General features: G+C 67.8%; 17 protein-coding genes and 1 tRNA gene. 6 read left to right on the top strand and 12 right to left on the bottom strand.

The window, feature by feature from the left end:
* Nucleotides 1–39: 39 nt before the first annotated feature.
* From GSI01S_RS05260 to GSI01S_RS05250, 3 genes are all read left to right on the top strand, one after another.
* A complete protein-coding gene (locus GSI01S_RS05260) occupies nucleotides 40–855 on the top strand; it encodes a class I SAM-dependent methyltransferase (protein WP_006895414.1) in 816 nt (271 codons plus the stop codon).
* Nucleotides 856–1,020: 165 nt separating this feature from the next.
* Nucleotides 1,021–1,482, top strand: a complete 462-nt coding sequence (locus GSI01S_RS05255) for a DnaJ family domain-containing protein (protein ID WP_006895413.1) — start codon at nucleotides 1,021–1,023, stop codon at nucleotides 1,480–1,482.
* A gap of 9 nt (nucleotides 1,483–1,491) precedes the next feature.
* On the top strand, nucleotides 1,492–1,785 hold the full coding sequence (locus GSI01S_RS05250) for a DUF2277 domain-containing protein (protein WP_006895412.1): 294 nt from the start codon (nucleotides 1,492–1,494) through the stop codon (nucleotides 1,783–1,785).
* Here the strand turns inward: GSI01S_RS05250 and GSI01S_RS19465 are convergent.
* Nucleotides 1,773–2,225, bottom strand: coding sequence for a MarR family winged helix-turn-helix transcriptional regulator (locus tag GSI01S_RS19465; RefSeq protein WP_006895411.1), 453 nt, complete (start codon nucleotides 2,223–2,225; stop codon nucleotides 1,773–1,775). The genes GSI01S_RS05250 and GSI01S_RS19465 overlap by 13 nt on opposite strands.
* Before the next feature lie 128 nt (nucleotides 2,226–2,353).
* On the opposite strand from GSI01S_RS19465, the gene GSI01S_RS05240 reads away from it, so the two are divergent.
* Complete coding sequence (locus GSI01S_RS05240) at nucleotides 2,354–3,262, top strand: VOC family protein (RefSeq protein ID WP_006895410.1); 909 nt, start codon at nucleotides 2,354–2,356, stop codon at nucleotides 3,260–3,262.
* 9 nt (nucleotides 3,263–3,271) lie between these two features.
* Here GSI01S_RS05240 and GSI01S_RS05235 read toward each other — a convergent pair whose 3' ends face one another.
* The 7 genes from GSI01S_RS05235 to GSI01S_RS05205 form a co-directional block, all read right to left on the bottom strand.
* On the bottom strand, nucleotides 3,272–4,024 hold the full coding sequence (locus tag GSI01S_RS05235) for an amino acid ABC transporter ATP-binding protein (protein WP_006895409.1): 753 nt from the start codon (nucleotides 4,022–4,024) through the stop codon (nucleotides 3,272–3,274).
* 35 nt (nucleotides 4,025–4,059) lie between these two features.
* Nucleotides 4,060–5,004 (bottom strand): amino acid ABC transporter permease, encoded by a 945-nt coding sequence (locus tag GSI01S_RS05230; RefSeq protein ID WP_006895408.1) that lies wholly within the window; start codon nucleotides 5,002–5,004, stop codon nucleotides 4,060–4,062.
* A gap of 4 nt (nucleotides 5,005–5,008) precedes the next feature.
* Entirely contained in the window at nucleotides 5,009–5,911 is a 903-nt protein-coding gene (locus GSI01S_RS05225) for an ABC transporter substrate-binding protein (RefSeq protein ID WP_006895407.1), read from the bottom strand.
* A 95-nt stretch (nucleotides 5,912–6,006) separates the two neighbouring features.
* Complete coding sequence (locus tag GSI01S_RS05220) at nucleotides 6,007–7,071, bottom strand: isocitrate/isopropylmalate dehydrogenase family protein (RefSeq protein WP_006895406.1); 1,065 nt, start codon at nucleotides 7,069–7,071, stop codon at nucleotides 6,007–6,009.
* Between the two features lie 154 nt (nucleotides 7,072–7,225).
* Nucleotides 7,226–9,919: a DNA polymerase I gene (polA, locus tag GSI01S_RS05215; protein WP_101841563.1), complete on the bottom strand. Its 2,694-nt coding sequence runs from the start codon at nucleotides 9,917–9,919 to the stop codon at nucleotides 7,226–7,228.
* Nucleotides 9,920–10,040: 121 nt separating this feature from the next.
* A complete protein-coding gene (locus GSI01S_RS05210; protein ID WP_006895403.1) occupies nucleotides 10,041–10,652 on the bottom strand; it encodes an ANTAR domain-containing response regulator in 612 nt (203 codons plus the stop codon).
* Nucleotides 10,653–10,711: 59 nt separating this feature from the next.
* Nucleotides 10,712–10,793, bottom strand: a tRNA-Leu gene (locus GSI01S_RS05205).
* Nucleotides 10,794–10,996: 203 nt separating this feature from the next.
* On the opposite strand from GSI01S_RS05205, the gene GSI01S_RS05200 reads away from it, so the two are divergent.
* A complete protein-coding gene (locus GSI01S_RS05200) occupies nucleotides 10,997–13,045 on the top strand; it encodes a CocE/NonD family hydrolase (RefSeq protein WP_006895401.1) in 2,049 nt (682 codons plus the stop codon).
* Between the two features lie 7 nt (nucleotides 13,046–13,052).
* Nucleotides 13,053–13,793, top strand: a complete 741-nt coding sequence (locus tag GSI01S_RS05195; protein ID WP_006895399.1) for a copper homeostasis protein CutC — start codon at nucleotides 13,053–13,055, stop codon at nucleotides 13,791–13,793.
* Here GSI01S_RS05195 and GSI01S_RS05190 read toward each other — a convergent pair.
* The 4 genes from GSI01S_RS05190 to lgt form a co-directional block, all read right to left on the bottom strand.
* Complete coding sequence (locus GSI01S_RS05190) at nucleotides 13,768–14,271, bottom strand: hypothetical protein (protein WP_006895397.1); 504 nt, start codon at nucleotides 14,269–14,271, stop codon at nucleotides 13,768–13,770. The genes GSI01S_RS05195 and GSI01S_RS05190 overlap by 26 nt on opposite strands.
* Nucleotides 14,272–14,280: 9 nt before the next feature.
* Nucleotides 14,281–15,180 (bottom strand): acyl-CoA thioesterase, encoded by a 900-nt coding sequence (locus GSI01S_RS05185; protein WP_006895394.1) that lies wholly within the window; start codon nucleotides 15,178–15,180, stop codon nucleotides 14,281–14,283.
* A gap of 79 nt (nucleotides 15,181–15,259) precedes the next feature.
* Nucleotides 15,260–16,693 (bottom strand): pyruvate kinase, encoded by a 1,434-nt coding sequence (gene pyk / locus GSI01S_RS05180; RefSeq protein ID WP_006895393.1) that lies wholly within the window; start codon nucleotides 16,691–16,693, stop codon nucleotides 15,260–15,262.
* Between the two features lie 68 nt (nucleotides 16,694–16,761).
* Complete coding sequence (gene lgt, locus GSI01S_RS05175) at nucleotides 16,762–18,381, bottom strand: prolipoprotein diacylglyceryl transferase (protein ID WP_006895392.1); 1,620 nt, start codon at nucleotides 18,379–18,381, stop codon at nucleotides 16,762–16,764.
* Nucleotides 18,382–18,415 lie beyond the last annotated feature (34 nt).

The following is an 18,415-nucleotide window of genomic DNA, read 5'->3' as shown; positions in this document are numbered from 1 at the left end:
GGCTCGGAGCCAACGCCATGCCACGAGAGGACCATCTCCATGACTTCCCGACCGCCTCGCGTCCTCGGTGAGATCGACTCGGCCGTCAGCGAACGAGCGAACCGGACATGGTGGGACGGCGAAGCCGACGAGTACCACGAGGAGCACGGCCACTTCATCGGCGGCGACACACCGGGAGGCGAGTTCGTCTGGGGCCCCGAGCGCTACCGGGAGTCGGAGGCCCGGCTTCTCGGCGACGTCGCCGGCCGCGACGTGCTCGAGGTCGGATGCGGCTCGGCGCCGTGCGCGAGATGGCTGAAAACCCAGGGCGCCAACGTGATCGGTCTCGACGTGTCGATCGGCATGCTGCGGCACGGCCTGGAGTCGATGCAGCGCGACGACGCACCGGTTCCCCTCGTCCAGGCCGGCGCCGAGCACCTCCCCTTCGCCGACGAGTCGTTCGACAAAGCCTGCTCGTCGTTCGGCGCCGTCCCGTTCGTCGCCGACTCGGCCCGCATGATGCGCGAGGTCGCGCGGGTGCTGCGCCCCGGCGGCCGATGGGTGTTCGCCACCAACCATCCGATTCGCTGGATGTTCCTCGACGACCCCGGACCCGAAGGTCTCGTGGTTCGTATGTCGTACTTCTCGCGAACCCCATACTCGGAGACCGGCGACGACGGCGAAGTCACGTACGTCGAACACCACCGGACGATCGGTGATCGCGTTCGCGAGATCGTCGCCGCGGGTTTACTGCTGGAGGACATCGTCGAGCCGGAGTGGCCCGACGACCTCGAGGACGAGTGGGGCCAGTGGTCGCCGCTGCGGGGCTCCTACTTCCCGGGCACCGCCATCTTCGTCTGCCGCAAGCCCGAATGAGGCGCGCAGAGCCGTCGAGTCTCGACGGCGCGACCGTCCGCCGTCTCGGGTCTCCCGCCGACCGAGCGAACCCAACCCTCCCGCCGACGAGCGAACCCGGCCCTCCCGCTGGTTGAGCGAGCGGAGCGAGTCGAAACCACCCAGACCACCCTCCCGCGTGCACCAATGGATTTCGACTCACTGCGCGCACGCAACCCGCTGACGGTCACCCAGCGTCAAGCTCGACGCGGCGACTTCGACGATCTGCCCGGAGCCGGCGAACCTCTCGATCTGTCAGACCACGACGACCCGGATTGGTGGATCAAGCGCTACTTGAAGCGAGAGCGGCTCGTCTCACTGCCGCCGTCCCTCCAATTGCGGAAGGACGACGCCGAACTCGACGCCGAACTCGATGCGATGTCCAGCGAGCGGGCCGCGCGCCGCGAGGTGGAGGATTTCAACACCCGGGCGGTCAACGCCCGGTATCAGACCCCGGAAGGGCCGCCACTGATCACGATGCCGCGCGACGTCGAGGCGACCCTCGGCGCGTGGGCCGCCCGCCGGGCGGCTCGAGCCGAGCAGGCTCGCACGCACGCTGAGATCGCGACCGACTCCGCTCCGGGCACGAGACGTGGCGGCGCGGCGTAGCCTGGGCTCATGTGCCGCAACATCACCGAACTGCGCGGCCTTGAGCCGGCAGCGACTGACGAAGAGATCCGGGCAGCCGCGCTGCAGTACGTGCGGAAGGTCTCCGGAATCCGCAAGGTCACCGACGCCAACCACGACGCGATCGAGACGGCGGTAGACGCCGTGACCGCGGCGACCGTTGAACTCCTCGACGCACTTCCGGCCCGCAGGCAGCCTCCGCGAACCGTCCCGCCGCTGCGGCGTCCCGAAGTACGAGCACGAATCGCGGCGCGCGAGGCGCGCCGACCGATTCAGTCCTCCTGATCGATCTCCGCCAATACCTTGCGCAATCGACTCCGATCGGAGGACGAGAGCCGACGGAACAACGCCGACTCGACCACGTCCAGGCCCCTGTCGGCCTCACCGAGCCGCTCGGTGCCGGCAGGGGTGATCGTGACGATCTGCCGACGCCGATCCTTCGGGTCCGGGGAACGCGCGGCCAGCCCCTCCTTCACCAAGCCGTCGATGTACGGAACGAGATCGGGCGGATCGACGCGCACCGCCTCGGCGAGCTGCCGCTGATAGAGCCCCTCGCCGTCGACGAGCACCGCGAGGATCGCGTGTTGATGCGGCAGGAGCCCGTGCCGTCTCAGCTCCGCCGCATACGCCCGGCGCACCCCGATCGCCGCCTTCACCAACTGGAAGCCGAGCCGTGCGCTCAGCGAATCGCCGAGAAGGTCTTCTGGCGGCGCCTTACCTGTCATCCCGTCAGCCTATCGAGTGCGGCAACTCTCACCGATTTCGTTATGGACCATAATTGTTGGTTGACCCATTCATTATTGCGGTCTACCTTCAGACGCGAGAACACGTTCCCCAAGCGAAGGACTCTCGAATGATTCAAGAACTCTCGTACGTCGGCTTCGGCTCACCGCGCTCGTCGGACTGGTCGACCTACGGACCCGAGATCGTCGGCGCGATGATTCACAGCCGAACGCCCGACGGTACGGTCCGGCTCGCTGTCGACGACGTCGACTTCCGCATCTGCATCCACCCCGGCGCTACCGACGAACTCCGATACACCGGCTGGGGCTTGGCCAACGAGACCGATCTGCACGCGTTCGCCGAGCATCTCGCGCGCCGCGGATTGAGCCTGGAGTGGGCCGACGCACCGGTCCTGCGCGACCGCGGCGTCGCCGAACTGGCCTGGTTCACCGACCCGTGGGGACTTCGCCACGAACTGTCCTGGGGCAAGGGCGCCACCCCCAACTCGTTCCGCGCGGGACGGACCATGCGCGGCGGGTTCGTGACGGGCGATCAGGGGCTGGGACACATCGTCTACCAGGTACCGGACCTCGCGGAAGCCGACGAGTTCTATTCCGGGGTACTCGGATTCCGGCTCTCCGACCGAATCGTGTCGGATCACTTCGACGTGCGGTTCTACCACGTCAACGGCCGCCACCACTCGCTGGCGCTCGCGGAGGCGCCCGGCCACATCGGCGTGAACCACCTGATGCTGGAATACCAGCACATGGACGATCTCGGCCGCGCGATCGACCTGGTCGAGAAGCATCGCGTCCCGGTGATGCAGACGCTCGGCCGGCACTCGAACGACCTCATGACGTCGACCTATGTCGGGACGCCGTCGGGGTTTCAGCTGGAGCTCGGCTACGGGGGTCTGGTGGTCGACGACCTGAGCTGGATCGCCCGCACCTACCGCAAGCCGAGCTTCTGGGGCCACCGCTTCACCGAGGCGGCCCGGACCGATCCGCCCGGGATCCTCACGCCGATCGCCACCGTGTGAGCGGGCCCGCTACAGCAGCTTGGAGAGGAACTCCTGGGTTCGCGCCTGCTGCGGGTTCGACAGCAGCTCACGGGGATCCCCGCGTTCGACCACCACTCCACCGTCCATGAAGACCAACTGGTCGGCCACCTCGCGGGCGAAGCCCATTTCGTGGGTGACCACCACCATCGTCATCCCCTCCGCGGCGAGGGTCCGCATGACCGCCAGCACGTCGCCGACGAGTTCCGGGTCGAGAGCCGAAGTCGGCTCGTCGAAGAGCATCAGCTTCGGATCCATGGCGAGCGCGCGGGCGATGGCGACGCGCTGCTGCTGTCCGCCCGAGAGCTGGGCCGGGTAGGCGTCGGCTTTGGCCCGCAGGCCCACCTGGCTCAGCAGGTCCAGAGCGCGCTCGGTGGCCTCGCTCTTGGACTTCCCGCCGACCAGGACCGGAGCCTCGATGATGTTCTCCAGCGCGGTCCGGTGCGGAAACAAGTTGAAATGCTGAAACACCATCCCGATGTCGCGGCGCTGCCTGGCCGCCTCGCGCGGGCTGAGCTCGTAGAGTCGGCCGCCGCGCTCTCGATAACCGATCAGCTCGCCGTCCACCTCCAGACGTCCGGCGTTGACCTTCTCGAGGTGATTGACGCACCGCAGAAAGGTGGACTTCCCCGAGCCCGAGGGGCCGATCAGACATGCGACCTCGCCGGGTTGCACCTCGATGGACACACCCTTCAGCACCTGAAGGGCGCCGAAGTTCTTGCATACGCGGTCGGCCAGCACCATCGGCCGGCCGCCGTCGGACGAAACACCGGTGTCCGTCACTTGCCCTCCTCCACGACCGTCTTGTTGGCGGCGGCGAGCGCCTGCAGCTGGCCCTCCGACAGCTCGCGCGAGGCACCCTTCTCGTAGTGCTTCTCGACGAAGTGCTGCCCGATCATCAGCACCGAGGTGACGACCAGATACCACGTCGACGCCACGAGCAGCATCGGGATCGGCTGGAAGTTGACGCCCGAGATATCCCGTTGGCGGCCGTACAGTTCGAGGCTGAAAGGCACCGCGGCCACGAGGCTGGTGGTCTTGAGCATGCTGATGACCTCGTTGCCGGTGGGCGGGATGATCACCCGCATCGCCTGTGGCAGCACGATTCGCCGCATCGTCTGCCACCACGACATGCCCAGCGCCACCGACGCCTCCATCTGTCCTTCGCCCACGGAGGAGATGCCGGCGCGGACGATCTCCGCCATATACGCGGCCTCATTGAGGGCGAGCCCGATCACGGCGATCAGGAAGACGTACTTGAGGCTGAAGGCCTGGATGTCGATTTCGAACGCGGTCGGGCCGAAGGGTATGCCGACCCGGACGGTCTTGTAGAGCGAACCGACGAGCCCCCACAGGACCAGCTGAACGAAGATCGGAGTGCCACGGAATACCCACAGGTACACCCAGGCCGCGGAACTGAGCACCTTGTTCTGTGACATCCGCATCACCGCCAGGATCACGCCGAGGATCACCCCGATGATCATCGCGAGGACGGTCAGCGCCAGCGTGTATCCGACACCCGACAGGATGCGTTCTTCGAACAGGTACTTGCCGTAGGTGGACCAGTGGTACGCGGGATTGGTGGCCGCGCCGTACACGAAGAGCCCGACCAGCCCGAGAATGATCACAGCGGCGATCCACTGTCCGGGATGCCGGAGGGGGACGGCCTTGATCGGTGCGGGGGTCTCCGCCGTGTCGCCGGCCCGGATGTCACTTGCCGTCATCGGTTCAGCCCTTCGCTCCGTTGATCTCGGATCGCTGAATCATTCCTGCTTCCACTCCCCAATGTGTGGCGATCTTCTCGTACTGACCGTTGTCGATGAGGTACTGCAGGGCTGCCTGCAGAGCGGGTCCGAGCGCAGAGCCCTTGACGATCGGCCACCCGTACGGCGCCGCGTCGTACAGCGGCCCCACTTCCTCGAGCTGACCGTCGGTCTTCTTGATCGCGTACGCGGTCACCGGAGAATCGGCCGAGAACGCGTCGATCTGGCCCAGGAGCAAGGCGTTCACCACCTGATCCTGGGTCTCGAACTTGACTTTGATGATCGGGTCCTTGCCCGCCTTCTCGCATGCGGCGCTCTTGGCGGGGATCTCATCGGTGTCTTCGACCGTGGTGCTCTGCACTCCGACGCGGAGGCCGCAGGCGTTGTCCGGGTCGATCCCCCTGCCCACCTTCTGCGCCCATTTGATTCCGGCGCTGAAGTAGTCGACGAAGTCGACCTCCTTCTGCCTCTCCAGCGAGTCGGTGAACGACGACATCCCCAGATCGAAAGTGCCGCCCTGCATCGCGGGGATGATCTTGTCGAAGTCGGACTCGCTGTACTCGGCCCGCAGCCCGAGGACGCCGGCCACGGCGTTCATCAGGTCGACGTCGAATCCGATGATGTGACCTTCTCGGTCCTTGAACTCGTTCGGCTGGTACGGCGGGTTGGTACCCACACGCAGCACTCCGGATTCTCGAATGCTCGCGGGCAGCATCGCGGCGATCTCGGGCTGCTTCTCCACCTTCACCGTGATCGGCTTGGTGTCGAGCGCCGACTCGTCGACCACGCAGCCCGACAGCACGGGAACTGCGAGCGCCGCGGCCGCCACACCGGCCAGCACCCGCACGCGCAGCGATCGCACTCGCATCGGCACCTCTCCGTCGTGACCGGGGATCGGTGTGATCCCCCGGAGTCTATGAGTATGACGGGTTCGCCGGCCGCCGCGGCCGACCGGGGCGAGATTCAGCCGACCTGCGCCGCGACCGCCGCCCCGAACTCCGAGGTCGACGCACCGCCGCCCAGGTCGGCCGTGGCGATCCCCTCACCGAGCACATGGGCCACCGCGCCGTCGATCGCATCGGCCGCCGCCGACACTCGGCTGTCGCCCGAACGCGCAGCATGCCAGCGCAGCAGCATGGCGCCCGAACCGATCATGGCGACCGGATCGGCGATGCCGCGGCCGGCGATGTCCGGTGCGGCGCCGTGCACCGCCTGCGCCATGGCGCGCGTGTCCGAGGCGTTGATCGACGGGGCCAGGCCGAGGGAACCGGACAGTTCAGCCGCCAGGTCCGACAGGATGTCGCCGAACAGGTTCTCGGTGACGATCACATCGAAGTCAGCCGGGCGACGCACCAGCAGCGCCGCCATCGCGTCGACGTGCTGCTCGTCCACCCGGACGTCCGGGTAACGCTCGGCGACCGCGAGGCATTCGTCCCGGAACAGTCCCGTCGTCAGTCGCAGCACGTTGGCCTTGTGCACCACGGTGACGTGCCCGCGCCGCCGGCGTGCCGCTTCGAACGCCTCGACCGCGATGCGTTCGGACGCCGCGCGGGTGACCACGCCCACCGCGAGCGCGACGTCCGGCGTCGGCATGAACTCGCCGCTGCCGATCGTCATGTTCCGGTCCGCGTACAGTCCCTCGCTGTTCTCCCGGACCACCAGGACATCGATGTCGGGCGCGGTCGCCGTCACACCGGAGACAGCCCGGGCGGGCCGCAGGTTCGCGTACAGACCGAACTGCTTGCGCAACACCGCGCCCGGCGGCGGATACCGCACTTCGGCCGGGTACGAGGCGCTGTCATGCGGTCCGACCACCCAGAGATCGAACTTCTCCAGCGCGTCGAGCGTGCTCGCGGGCACGGGCGCGCCGTCGGACTCGACGGCGGCGGCACCGAACGGCAGCGCGGTGGTCTCCACCGTCAGCCCCTGTGCCGCGAGGGCCCGGGTCGCGACGTCCACGGCAACCGGCACCACCTCGGGTCCGATTCCGTCGCCCTCGAGGACTGCGAGGCGGAGCGTGTCTGTCATTCGCGGGTTCCTGTTCATCGGGACTGTCTCTGTAAGAGAAGGTCCCATACTTCGGCTGACCGTCGCCACGTTGTCGCGGAGTCACCGCGGCTGGTGTTCGTCTCGATGCGCTCCGTCGCTTCGCTCCTGCGCTTACTCGACAACCCTGTTCGGGTCAGTGCGCGGCGTCGTCCCAACTCCGGCCGTAGCCGACCGAGACCTCCAGTGGAACCGAGAGCTCGATCGCTCCGCCCATCTCGGCGCGGACCACCGCCTCCACCGTCTCCCGCTCGCCGCGGGCGACCTCGATCACCAGTTCGTCGTGCACCTGCAGCAGCATCCGCGACGACAGCTTCTCGGCCCGCAACCGGTTCTGCACGTTGATCATCGCCACCTTGATGATGTCGGCGGCGGTGCCCTGAATGGGGGCGTTGAGCGCCATCCGCTCGGCGGCCTGACGACGCTGGAAGTTGTCGGAGTTGAGGTCGGGCAGATACCGGCGCCGGCCGAACAGGGTGGCCGTGTACTCGTTCCGGCGCGCCTCCTCGACGACGCGGTGAAGATAGTCGCGGACGCCGCCGAAGCGATCGAAGTACTGCTCCATCTGCTGCTTCGCCTCTTCGCGGCTGATCCCGAGCTGAGCGGCCAGACCGTATGCCGACAACCCGTAGGCCAGGCCGTACGACATCGCCTTGACCCGTGAACGCATCTGCGGGTCCACCTGGTCCACCGGAACCCCGAAGGCACGCGAACCGACGAAGTTGTGCAGGTCCTCACCGGTGTTGAAGGCCTCGATCAGTCCCTCGTCCTCCGAGAGGTGCGCCATGATCCGCATCTCGATCTGCGAGTAATCGGCCGTCATCAGGCTCTCGAACTCCACGGGCGCGGCCCCGATCGGCACCGGGCCCGGCGCCACCACGAAGGCGTGCCGGATCTGGCGGCCCGCATCGGTGCGCACCGGGATGTTCTGCAGGTTCGGGTCCGTCGAGGACAGCCGACCCGTCGCCGCCACGGTCTGATTGAACGTGGTGTGGATGCGCTGATCGTCCGCGACGGTCTTCTGGAGGCCCTCCACCGTCACCCGCAGCCGGGTGGCGTCGCGATGCTCGAGCAGATGCTTCAGGAACGGATGCTCGGTCTTCTCGTACAACGACGTGAGAGCGTCCGCGTCGGTGGTGTAGCCGGTCTTGGTCTTCTTCGTCTTCGGCATGTCGAGCTTGTCGAAGAGGATCGCCTGCAGCTGTTTGGGCGACCCGAGGTTCACCTGCTCGCCGATCACCTCGTACGCCGCCTCGGCCGCGTCGCGCACCCGCTGCGCGAACCCGCGCTCGAGCGCGTCCAGGTGTTCGACGTCGACGGCGATGCCCGCGCACTCCAGTTCGGCGAGAACGAACGCGAGCGGAAGTTCCATCTCTCGCAGCAGCGCCGAGCCCTCGATCCGCTCCAGTTCCGTGTCCAGCGTGTCGGCGAGTTCGGCGACAGCCTGGGCCGACAGCATCAGTTGATCTGCCGCGCGCTGCGCGTCGGCGTCGTCGTCGAGCAGCGAGAGCTGACCGTCGTCGGTCTGGGCGTCGTCCGCCTTGAGCTCCCGTCGCAGGTACCGGAGCACGAGGTCGTCGAGGTTGAAGGTCCGCTGTCCCGGCCGCACCAGATACGCGGCGAGAGCGGTGTCGGAGGTGACTCCGGCCAGCGTCCACCCGCGTCCGCGGAGCGCGTGCAGGGCCCACTTCACCTCGTGCACGGCCTTGGGCCGGGTCTCGTCGGCCAGCCAATCCGCCAGCGCCGCATCGTCGTCCACACTCAGCGAGGTGGGATCGATGAACGCGGCCTCTCCGTCGGACCCGGCGATAGCGAGCGACTCGACGTCGCTGCCGACCACCGCGCGCCGACCGGTCACCGCGAGTCCGCTGCGCCCCGACGCGGTGTGCTCGACCAGCCACCCGGCCACCTCACCCGAGCCCAGTCGCTTCCCGCGCAGGTCGAAGCCCGACTCCGCCTCGGGCTCCACCGAGGTCAGGGTGGAGAACAGCCGGTCGCGCAAGACCTTGAACTCGAGATCGTCGAAGAGCCGGTGGATCCGGTCCCTGTCCCAACCGTGCAGGGCCAGGTCGTCGGGGCCGGCGGGCAACTCCATGTCGCGGACCAGTTCGGTCAGCCTGCGGTTCATGATGACGCCGGCCAGATTGGCGCGCAGTGAATCACCCACCTTGCCCCGCACCTCATCGGCCCGGTTCACCAGTTCCTCGAACGAGCCGTATTCGCGGATCCATTTGGCCGCCGTCTTCTCCCCGACCCCCGGGATGCCCGGGAGGTTGTCGCTGGGGTCGCCTCGGAGCGCGGCGAAGTCCGGATACTGCGACGGCGTGAGGCCGTACTTCTTCTCCACCTCTTCGGGGGTGAAACGGGTGAGCTCCGACACCCCGCGCTTCGGATACAGCACGGTGATGTTCTCGTTGACCAGCTGCAGTGAGTCGCGGTCGCCGGTGACGACGAGGACCCGGTACCCCTGGCGGTCGGCGGCCGTCGCGAGCGTGGCGATGATGTCGTCGGCCTCGTACCCCTCGATCGCCATCACCGGGATGCCCATCGCGTCGAGGACGTCCTTGGTGAGGTCGACCTGGCCCCGGAATTCGTCGGGCGACGAACTCCGCTGCGCCTTGTACTCGGGGAACATCTCCGACCGGAAGGTCTGCCGGGAGACGTCGAACGCGGCGGCGATGTGGCTCGGCTCCTCGTCGCGCAGCAGATTGATCAGCATCGACGTGAAGCCGTAGACCGCGTTGGTGCTCTGGCCGGTGTTCGTCTTGAAGTTCTCGGCGGGCAACGCGAAGAACGCCCGGTAGGCCAGCGAGTGACCGTCCAGAAGCATCAGCGTCGGCCTGCCGCCCGCCTTGCCCGCGGCTCTGGTCCCCGCACCCGACTTGTTCGTTGTCTGCGCTGCACTCACGCAGACGAGTCTAGGGCGTGGGTCGGACAGTCGCGGCAGCCCGCTACGACCGCGGCTGGTCGGTCCCGTCGCCGAGCGTGTCGACCACGATCTCGGCGACCGCCTTCATCGTGGCGCGCTTGTCCATCGCGTTCCGCTGAATCCAGCGGAAGGCCTCCGGCTCGGTCATTCCCTGCTTGTCCATGAGCAGACCCTTCGCCCGCTCGATGAGTTTCCGGGCCTCGAAACGGCCTGACATGTCGGCGATCTCAGCCTCGAGCACCTTGAGCTCACGATACCGGCTGAGCGCCACCTCGATCGCGGGGACGAGGTCGGCCTGGTTGAACGGCTTGACCAGGTACGCCATCGCGCCGGCGTCGCGGGCACGTTCGACGAACTCACGCTGGCTGAACGCCGTCAGCATGACGACGGGTGCGATCCTCTTGCGCGCGATCTCGCTGGCCGCGTCGATGCCGTCGCGGACCGGCATCTTCACATCCATGATGACGACGTCGGGACGGAGCTGCTCGGCCAGATCGACGGCGACCTGACCGTTCGGGGCCTCCCCGACGACGTCGTATCCCTCGTCGCGCAGCATCTCGATCAGATCCATGCGGATCAGCGAATCATCCTCGGCGACAACGACTCTGCTCGCCGGCTTGTCGGGGTCGTTCATCGCTTCGCTCCGATCGCTGACGGCGGTCACGCATCTGCGCCGAACGCAGAATCCATACGTGCCCCGGGCCGGACTCGAACCGGCACCTCGTTAGAGACCGCATTTTGAGTGCGGCGCGTCTGCCAATTTCGCCACCGGGGCCGGTGGTGGTGCGAGATGCAAGTGTACTCATGCTCTGGTCCGGATCGCGCATCCGCCCCATGCCGCGGCGCGGTGGCGGGCGACGCGCCCCACACGACTCTTCCCTTTCCTTCACCTCCGACTTATTGTTACCTGAGAGTCAGGTCACAGAACGATGAAGGCGTGTCCGGTTCGACTCTGCTTGCTCGGGGAGGAAACACCAGGTGAAGTCATCGCTACGCGGCCGGATCGTGACCGCTGCCCTCGCACTGCTCATCGCCCTGCCGCTGGTGGCGCTGCCGACAGGCACCGGCCCGTCGGACGCCGCGGTCTTCGGGACGCTCGGCGCCCGATGGACACGCACGCAGGACGGCCCCCAGAAGTACTCGGGGTACCGGGTGACCCCGGACGTGCCGATCCGCATGTCGGACGGGACGGTGCTGCGGGGCAACCTGATCCGTCCCACGGACCGGTCCGGCGCGCCGGTGCGAGAGAAGCTGCCGACCATCGTCAACATGACGCCCTACACCAAGATGGTGTCGGCGCTCGCGAGCGAGGTGACGAACTATCCGGTCCTGGCCCCGCAGCTGATCGACCTGCTGAACGGGATCAATCTCCAGGGCACGGTGCTGTCGGGATACAACGAACTGGTCGGCGCGCTGCGCGGCGGCCTGATCCAGACCTTCTCGTACGATCCCAAGCTCATCAAGAGCGGCTACAACATGCTCGTCGTAGACGTGCGCGGCACCGGCTTCTCGCAGGGCACCTGGCAGGTCTTCGGCGATCGCGAGCGCCGCGACACCGTCGAGGTGCTGGACTGGGCGTCCAAGCAGCGATGGTCGAACGGGAAGACCGGCATGGCCGGGGTCTCGTACTCGGGGATCAACCAGTTGCAGGCCGCCGCCGACGCGCCGGGCAAGCTGGGCGCGATCTTCCCCGTCGTCCCCGGTGCGGATCTGGTGCGTGACATCATCGCGCCCGGCGGCGGTCTGGGCGTCGGATTCCTGAGCTTCTGGCTGGCGATCGTGAACGGGACCAAGATGATTCCCAACATCGCCTCGATGCTGAACGGAACCTTCGACTGGAAGTGGCTCGCCGACCGCGTCAAGGACCCGCTGACGTACTTCGACCTGCTGATCGACGCGCTCGTGACGCGTGACGTCAACGGCTTCAGCCCCCAGACGCGCAGCATGATGACGGCCGGTACAGCTCGGCGCGACTCGCTGTACACGGATGTCGGCGCGATCACGACGCCCTCCTTCACGATCGGCGGGTGGAACGACCTGTTCACCAACTCCGAATCCCGGATGCTCCGGGGCCTCTCGCAACTGCCGGATGCGAAGAAGAAGCTCATCATGGACGACGGCTACCACGTGACGTCGAGTTCGAACTTCGGCCGGCCCGGATACCCACCGCGCCTCGACGTCCTCGCGCGAGCCTGGTACGACAAGTGGCTCAAGGGCATCGACAACGGCATCGACCGGTACCCCCAGGCCACCTTGGCGTCGGAACCGAACGGCGGGTTCCTGCAGGGCCCGTCGTTCCCGCTGCCCGGACACACGTACCAGCGCCAATACCTGCGCGGCACACCGTCGCATTCGGTGAACACACCGGTCGCAGGCGACGGGTCACTCAGTGCGAGCAGGCCCGCGAAGCGCGCCACGCGCGAGGTCAAGCCCGGACTCTCGACACTCTGCGACCGCGACTCCGCTCAGTCGACCGCCGGCGTGACCGCACTGTTCGACTTCTGCGGCAACGACACCCGGCTCTCGGAGACGGCGGCGCAGACCTTCACCGGCCGGCCCGCGACCGCTCTGACCCGGATCAGCGGCACCCCCGTCGTCCATCTGCGGCAACGGCTGAACGCGCCCGACGGCTACTGGCACGCGACGCTCAACGTCGTCTCCCCCGACGGCCGGTCACGCGTGGTGTCCATGGGACAGCTGATGGTGTCGTTGCGCGCGGTGGACCCGAGCCGAAGCGGATACGCACCGAACGGAGACCTCACCGACCCGGTCCTGTACCTCTCGCTCGACCACTACGCCAAGGTCCGGCCGGGCCAGATCCTCGACGTCGACATCCCGATGTCGGCGACGCAGGCCGCGCTGAAGCCCGGAGATCGACTGCGGGTGGACCTCTACTCGCTCAACTTCCCGAAGTCGCTGCCGCTCGGTCCGGGTCTGTGGTCGTCGCAGCTGCGGCCGCAGTACATCGAGATCGATCCGGCGAAGCCCAGCTGGGTCAACGTCCCGCTCTCGCGTCCCCTCGGCTGAGCTCGCCGTGCGGCCGGCAGTGGAGATCGCGGTGCAGGATGCCGAGGGCGCCGCGACGGCACGGGCGAACGGCGCCGATCGCGTCGAACTGTGCGCGGCGCTTGGAGTCACCGGCGGACTGACGCCGTCCGCGGGACTTCTCGACGCGGTGTGTGCGGTCGGGATCGACGTGCACGCCCTGATCCGCACCCGGCCGGGAGGATTCGTCTACTCGGACGCCGAAGTCGATGTCCTCGCGGCCGACGTGGCCGCAGCCGTCCGGCTCGGTGCGCGAGGCGTCGTGATCGGCGCGCTGCACGCCGACGGGACGGTCGACGCCGGCGCGACCGGACGACTCCTCGCGGCGGCGCGTGACGCCGAGCAGCGGGCCGGCCGGCGCATCGACGTGACTTTCCACCGCGCCATCGACGCCGCCGCCGATCCGATCGCGGCCCTCACCGTGCTCGCCGGTCTCGGCGTCGATCGCGTCCTCACCTCGGGAGGTGCTGCTCGCGCCGGCGACGGACTCGATGTGCTGCGTGCGCTCGTGGCCGCCGACACCGGTGTCGAAGTGATGGCGGGCGGGGGCGTCACGGCGGAGGCCATCCCTGCCATCCGGGGCACCGGCGTGCACGCGGTGCACCTGTCCGCGAAACGCTCGGTGCGGGATCGGGGCGTCGCCGGCCCGGGTGGAGGTGCCGCGTCGGATCTGGAGATGACCGACGCCGGTCTGGTGCGAGCGGCTACGAGAGCAGCGCACCGTCCTTGAGTGCCTCCTCCGACACGAGAGTGCGGTACAGCCTCCCGATCTCGACCGTGTAGAGCGAGGCGACCCGGACGTCGCGGATCTCGAATCCGGCAAGGCAGATACCGCTCGGGAGGGCGCGGAATCGGTCAAGCGTCGACTGGCCGTAGCGTTCGCCCGACTGAGCATCGAAGATCTGCACGAGGGAGCCGAAGCCCACGGCGGGGAGCCGCGGCATGTTCCGCGTGGTGCAGTCCACCTCGACGCCACCGGTGGCGGTGTAGCGCGAACTCGACACCACGCCCGAGCCGATGGCGAGTGCGGCGAAAGCGATCAGCACCACTGCGGCGACGGCGCTGCCCACGCGGATGCCGATCTTCCATCGGCGCTGCCACCGTTTGGGCGACAGCGGCGGGCCCGGAGGCAGGAAGAAGCGCAATTCGGACGGAGCCTGCCCGCCGGACGGAAGGGCGGGCTCCGGATTCGGGATGCTCTCAGTCATTCTCGGGCCTCAGTCGCGCGGCGGGAAGTACTTGATGAGCGCCTCCTGCACCACAGAGGTCGCGAGCGTGCCGTCGCGCTTGAAGAATCGGCCCGAGCCCAGCCCGCGCGAGCCGGCCGCGACCGGGGACTCCGTCGCGTACAGCATCCACTCGTCGAACCGGAAGTCGTGATGGAACCACATCGAATGGTTGACGGTCGCCGCGAACAGCCGGTCGTGTCCCCACGACAGTCCGTGGGTGGTGATGATCGAGTCGAGGACCGTGGTGTCCGACGAGTACGCCATCGTCGCGACATGCATGAGCGGATCGTCCGGCAGCACACCGTCGGCCTTCATCCAGGCGCGGTTGTGGGTCAGCTTCTCGCCGGTCCCCTTCATCACCCAGGCCGGATCGTTGGCGAACCGGATGTCCACCGGGTGCAGTGCGTTCACGAACGCCTCGATGGTCTCTTCGTACCCCTTGAAATGCTCGTCGAGCGGCGGCAACTCCTCCGGATACGGCACTTCGGGGATCTCCACGGCGTGCGCGAGGCCCGCGGAGTTGTCCTGGAAGGCCACCAGCATCGTGAAGACCACCTCGTCACCCTGCTTGGCAGTCACCTGCCGGTTCGCGAAGGCCCGTCCGTCGCGGTAACGGTCGACGTGATACTCGATCGGCTCGGTGACGTCGCCACCGCGGATGAAGTGCGCATGCAGTGCGTGGACCGGCGGCGCACCCTTCACCAGGGTCCGGCCGGCCGCCACCACGCCCTGCCCGAGCAACTGCCCGCCGAAGGTGCGGGCCATCACTTGATCGCCGTGCTGCCCGATGAACAGGTCGTCGTCGACGCGCTCCAGATCGAGGAGTTCGAGCAGCTCGGCCAGATCGGCGGACGTCGTCGCCGCAGCGTCGGTGTTCGGGTTGGTCATGCCACAACCCTATGCCAGCGATGCGGGCCGCCCGCCGCCCCGTCGACTCGACGGGCGGCGCCGCACCGCTGGTCGCGGATCAGTGGTCCTGCTCGCCGATGCGATGAACGTGGACGAAGTTGGTCGACCCGATCACCGAAGCCGGAGCTCCGGCGATGATGACGACCGTGTCGCCCTTCTTGAGCCGCCCGTTCTCGGTGAGGACGTCGTCGACCTGGTCGATCATGTCGTCGGTGTGCTGCATCCGCGGCACGAGGTACGAGTCGACGCCCCAGCTGACCGCCATCTGATTGTGCGTGGCCTCGGTCGCGGTGAACGCGATCAGCGGAACTCGCGAGTGCAGTCGCGCCACCCGGCGAACGGTGTCACCCGACTCGGTGAAAGCGATGATGGCGGTGGCGTTGAGTCGCTCCGCGATGTCGCGAGCCGCGTAGGTGACGATGCCGCGGCGGGTGCGCGGGACGTGCTTGAGCGGCGGGACGTCGCGCGTGCCGCCCTCGACCGCCGACACGATGCGGCTCATGGTGCGCACCGTCTCGAAGGGGTACTTGCCGACCGAGGTCTCGCCGGAAAGCATCACGGCGTCCGCGCCGTCCAGCACGGCATTGGCCACATCCGAGGCCTCGGCACGCGTGGGCCGGGAGTTCTCGATCATCGAGTCGAGCATCTGCGTCGCGACGATCACCGGCTTCGCGTTCTCACGCGCCATCTGGATGGCCCGCTTCTGCACCAGAGGCACCTCCTCCAGCGGCATCTCGACGCCCAGGTCGCCGCGGGCGACCATGATCGCGTCGAACGCCAGCACCACGGCCTCGAGGTTCTCGATGGCTTCGGGCTTCTCCAGCTTGGCGACCACTGGAACGCGACGGCCGACGCGGTCCATGACCTCGCGCACCAACTCGATGTCAGCGGGGCTGCGCACGAAGGACAGGGCGATCAGGTCGACGCCGAGTTCCAGGGCGAACTCCAGATCGGCGATGTCCTTCTCCGACAGGGCGGGCACCGAGATCTTCATGCCCGGCATCGACAGGCCCTTGTTGTTACTGACGGTGCCGCCCTCGGTGACGGTGCACACGACGTCGTTCCCGTCGACCCGGTCGACCACCAGGCCGACCTTCCCGTCGTCCACCAGCAGACGGTCTCCCGGCTCGGCGTCCTGGGCGAGCTGGGAGTACGTGGTCGACACCCGATCGTGGTCGCCGATCACGTCGTCGACGGTGATCCGCACCTGCTCGCCGTCGTTCCAGTCCACGGCGCCGTTGGGCCGGCCGTTGTCGGCGAACTTGCCGAGCCGGATCTTGGGGCCCTGCAGATCCGCCAGGATGCCGACGGGCTTACCGGTGGCGAGGCTCGCTCCGCGAACGTTGTCGTAGACGCTGCGGTGGTCGGCGTGCGCGCCGTGGCTGAAGTTCAGTCGGGCGACATCCATGCCGCACTCGAGGAGTTCGGTGATGCGTTCGAGGGTATTGGTGGCGGGGCCGAGGGTACAGACGATTTTTGTTCGACGAGTCACCCCTTAAGGCTAGCGGTCGCGCCACAGCGTGTCGCCTCGGTCTCAGCCGGACACCGGTGACGACCGACTCACTTGTCCTTCGAGGTGTCGGGACCGCTCCGTTCGTCGCCTTCGGCCGGTCGTTCCCCGTCGGTCTCGACGGTCTCGTCGGCTGTGTCATCGGCGGTCTGATCGACCTCTTCGGGCGCCTCGGGGGCCTCAGTGACCCCGCGGGCCTCGGGTGCGTCGGGCTCGGGTGCGTCGTCACTGCGGCGGATCTCGATGGACCCCGCCGAACCGCCCGGATTCTGCTCGATGATCGTGATGCGCGAGAGCTCCTCGTCGTCCGCGGGAACGATCGTGTACCCCTGCTCCACAGTCGATTCGGCGATCGACGGTTCGACGCCCGGGACCACCGTGCCCTCCGGCTGGGACCCGGCGGCATCGGTCTCATCGGTCTCGGCGGCACCGGTCTCGGCGGCATCGGTCTCGGTCTCATCGGTCTCGTCCGCGCCGACAGCAGCCTCCGCGGAGTCCGCCTCCGGAGCGAAGAGAGCGTCGGAGGTGGCCGCCACCTCGAACTCCGGTTCAGCGGCCTCCGGAACCTCCGATGCGGCCTCGTCGTGAGTCCCGGCCTCGGCGTCATAGTCCGCCGGGCCCTCGTCGACCACCTCGTCCTCGTAGACCGCCTGATCGTCATAGAGCGTCTCGTCGTCGACGGCCTCGTCATGGAGCGTCTCGTCGTCGTAGACCGCCCGATCCTCGTCGGCCGCCTCGTCGTCCATCTCGGGCGGCACGTATCCGACGGCGCCCTCGGCCGCGAGTTCCTCCGCCTTGCGCGGCCAGTACATCGACAGACCCTGCTCGCGGCCCTTGGGCGCCATGACGAAGTAGAGGGCCGCGCACAGGAACACGATCGCCGCGGTGAAGACGTTCACGCGGACGCCGAAGATGTGCGTGGCGTAGTCGTCGCGCATCAGCTCGACGACGAACCGGCCGACGCAGTAGCCCGCGACGTACAGCGCGAAGAGCCGGCCGTGCCCGATGCGGAACCGCCGGTCGACGAGCACCAGCACGACCACGAAGAAGACATTCCACAGGAGTTCGTACAGGAAGGTCGGGTGCACCACCGCGTACACGTTCCCGGTGGAGACGCCGTCGATCAGCTTGTACGAGATCACTCCGCTGGAGTCGGAGCGGTCGTAGATCTCCAGGCCCCACGGCACGGTGGTGGGCCGACCGAACAGTTCCTGGTTGAAGTAGTTGCCGAGCCGGCCGATGGCCTGCGCGAGCAGGATCGCCGGCGCGATCGCGTCCCCGAACGGCGGAAGCCTGATACCCATGGTCCGGGCTCCGAGCCATGCACCGACAGCGCCGAGCGCGACCGCGCCCCAGATGCCGAGGCCGCCGTCCCAGATGCGGAAGACCGCACCGAGGCCTTTTCCTCCGGCGCCGAAATACGTGCTCCAGTCGGTGAGCACGTGATACAGCCGGCCGCCGATCAGCCCGAAGGGCACCGCCCACAGTGCGACGTCGACCACCTCACCGGGCTGACCGCCGCGGGCCCGCCAGCGGCGACTGCCCCACCAGACCGCGACGACGATGCCGACGATGATGAACAGGGCGTAAGCGCGGATCGGCACGGGGCCGAGGTACCACACCCCCTGCGGCGGGCTCGGAATGTAAGCGAGGACGGTTCCGTCAGTCACGGGTGCCACAGTATCGTGCAACCGTCTCACCGTC

The organism is Gordonia sihwensis NBRC 108236 (genome assembly GCF_000333035.1).
Taxonomy (GTDB): Bacteria; Actinomycetota; Actinomycetes; order Mycobacteriales; family Mycobacteriaceae; genus Gordonia; species Gordonia sihwensis.
Note: the sequence above shows the minus strand (reverse complement) of the source record. Positions and strands in the feature narration are given on the sequence as shown.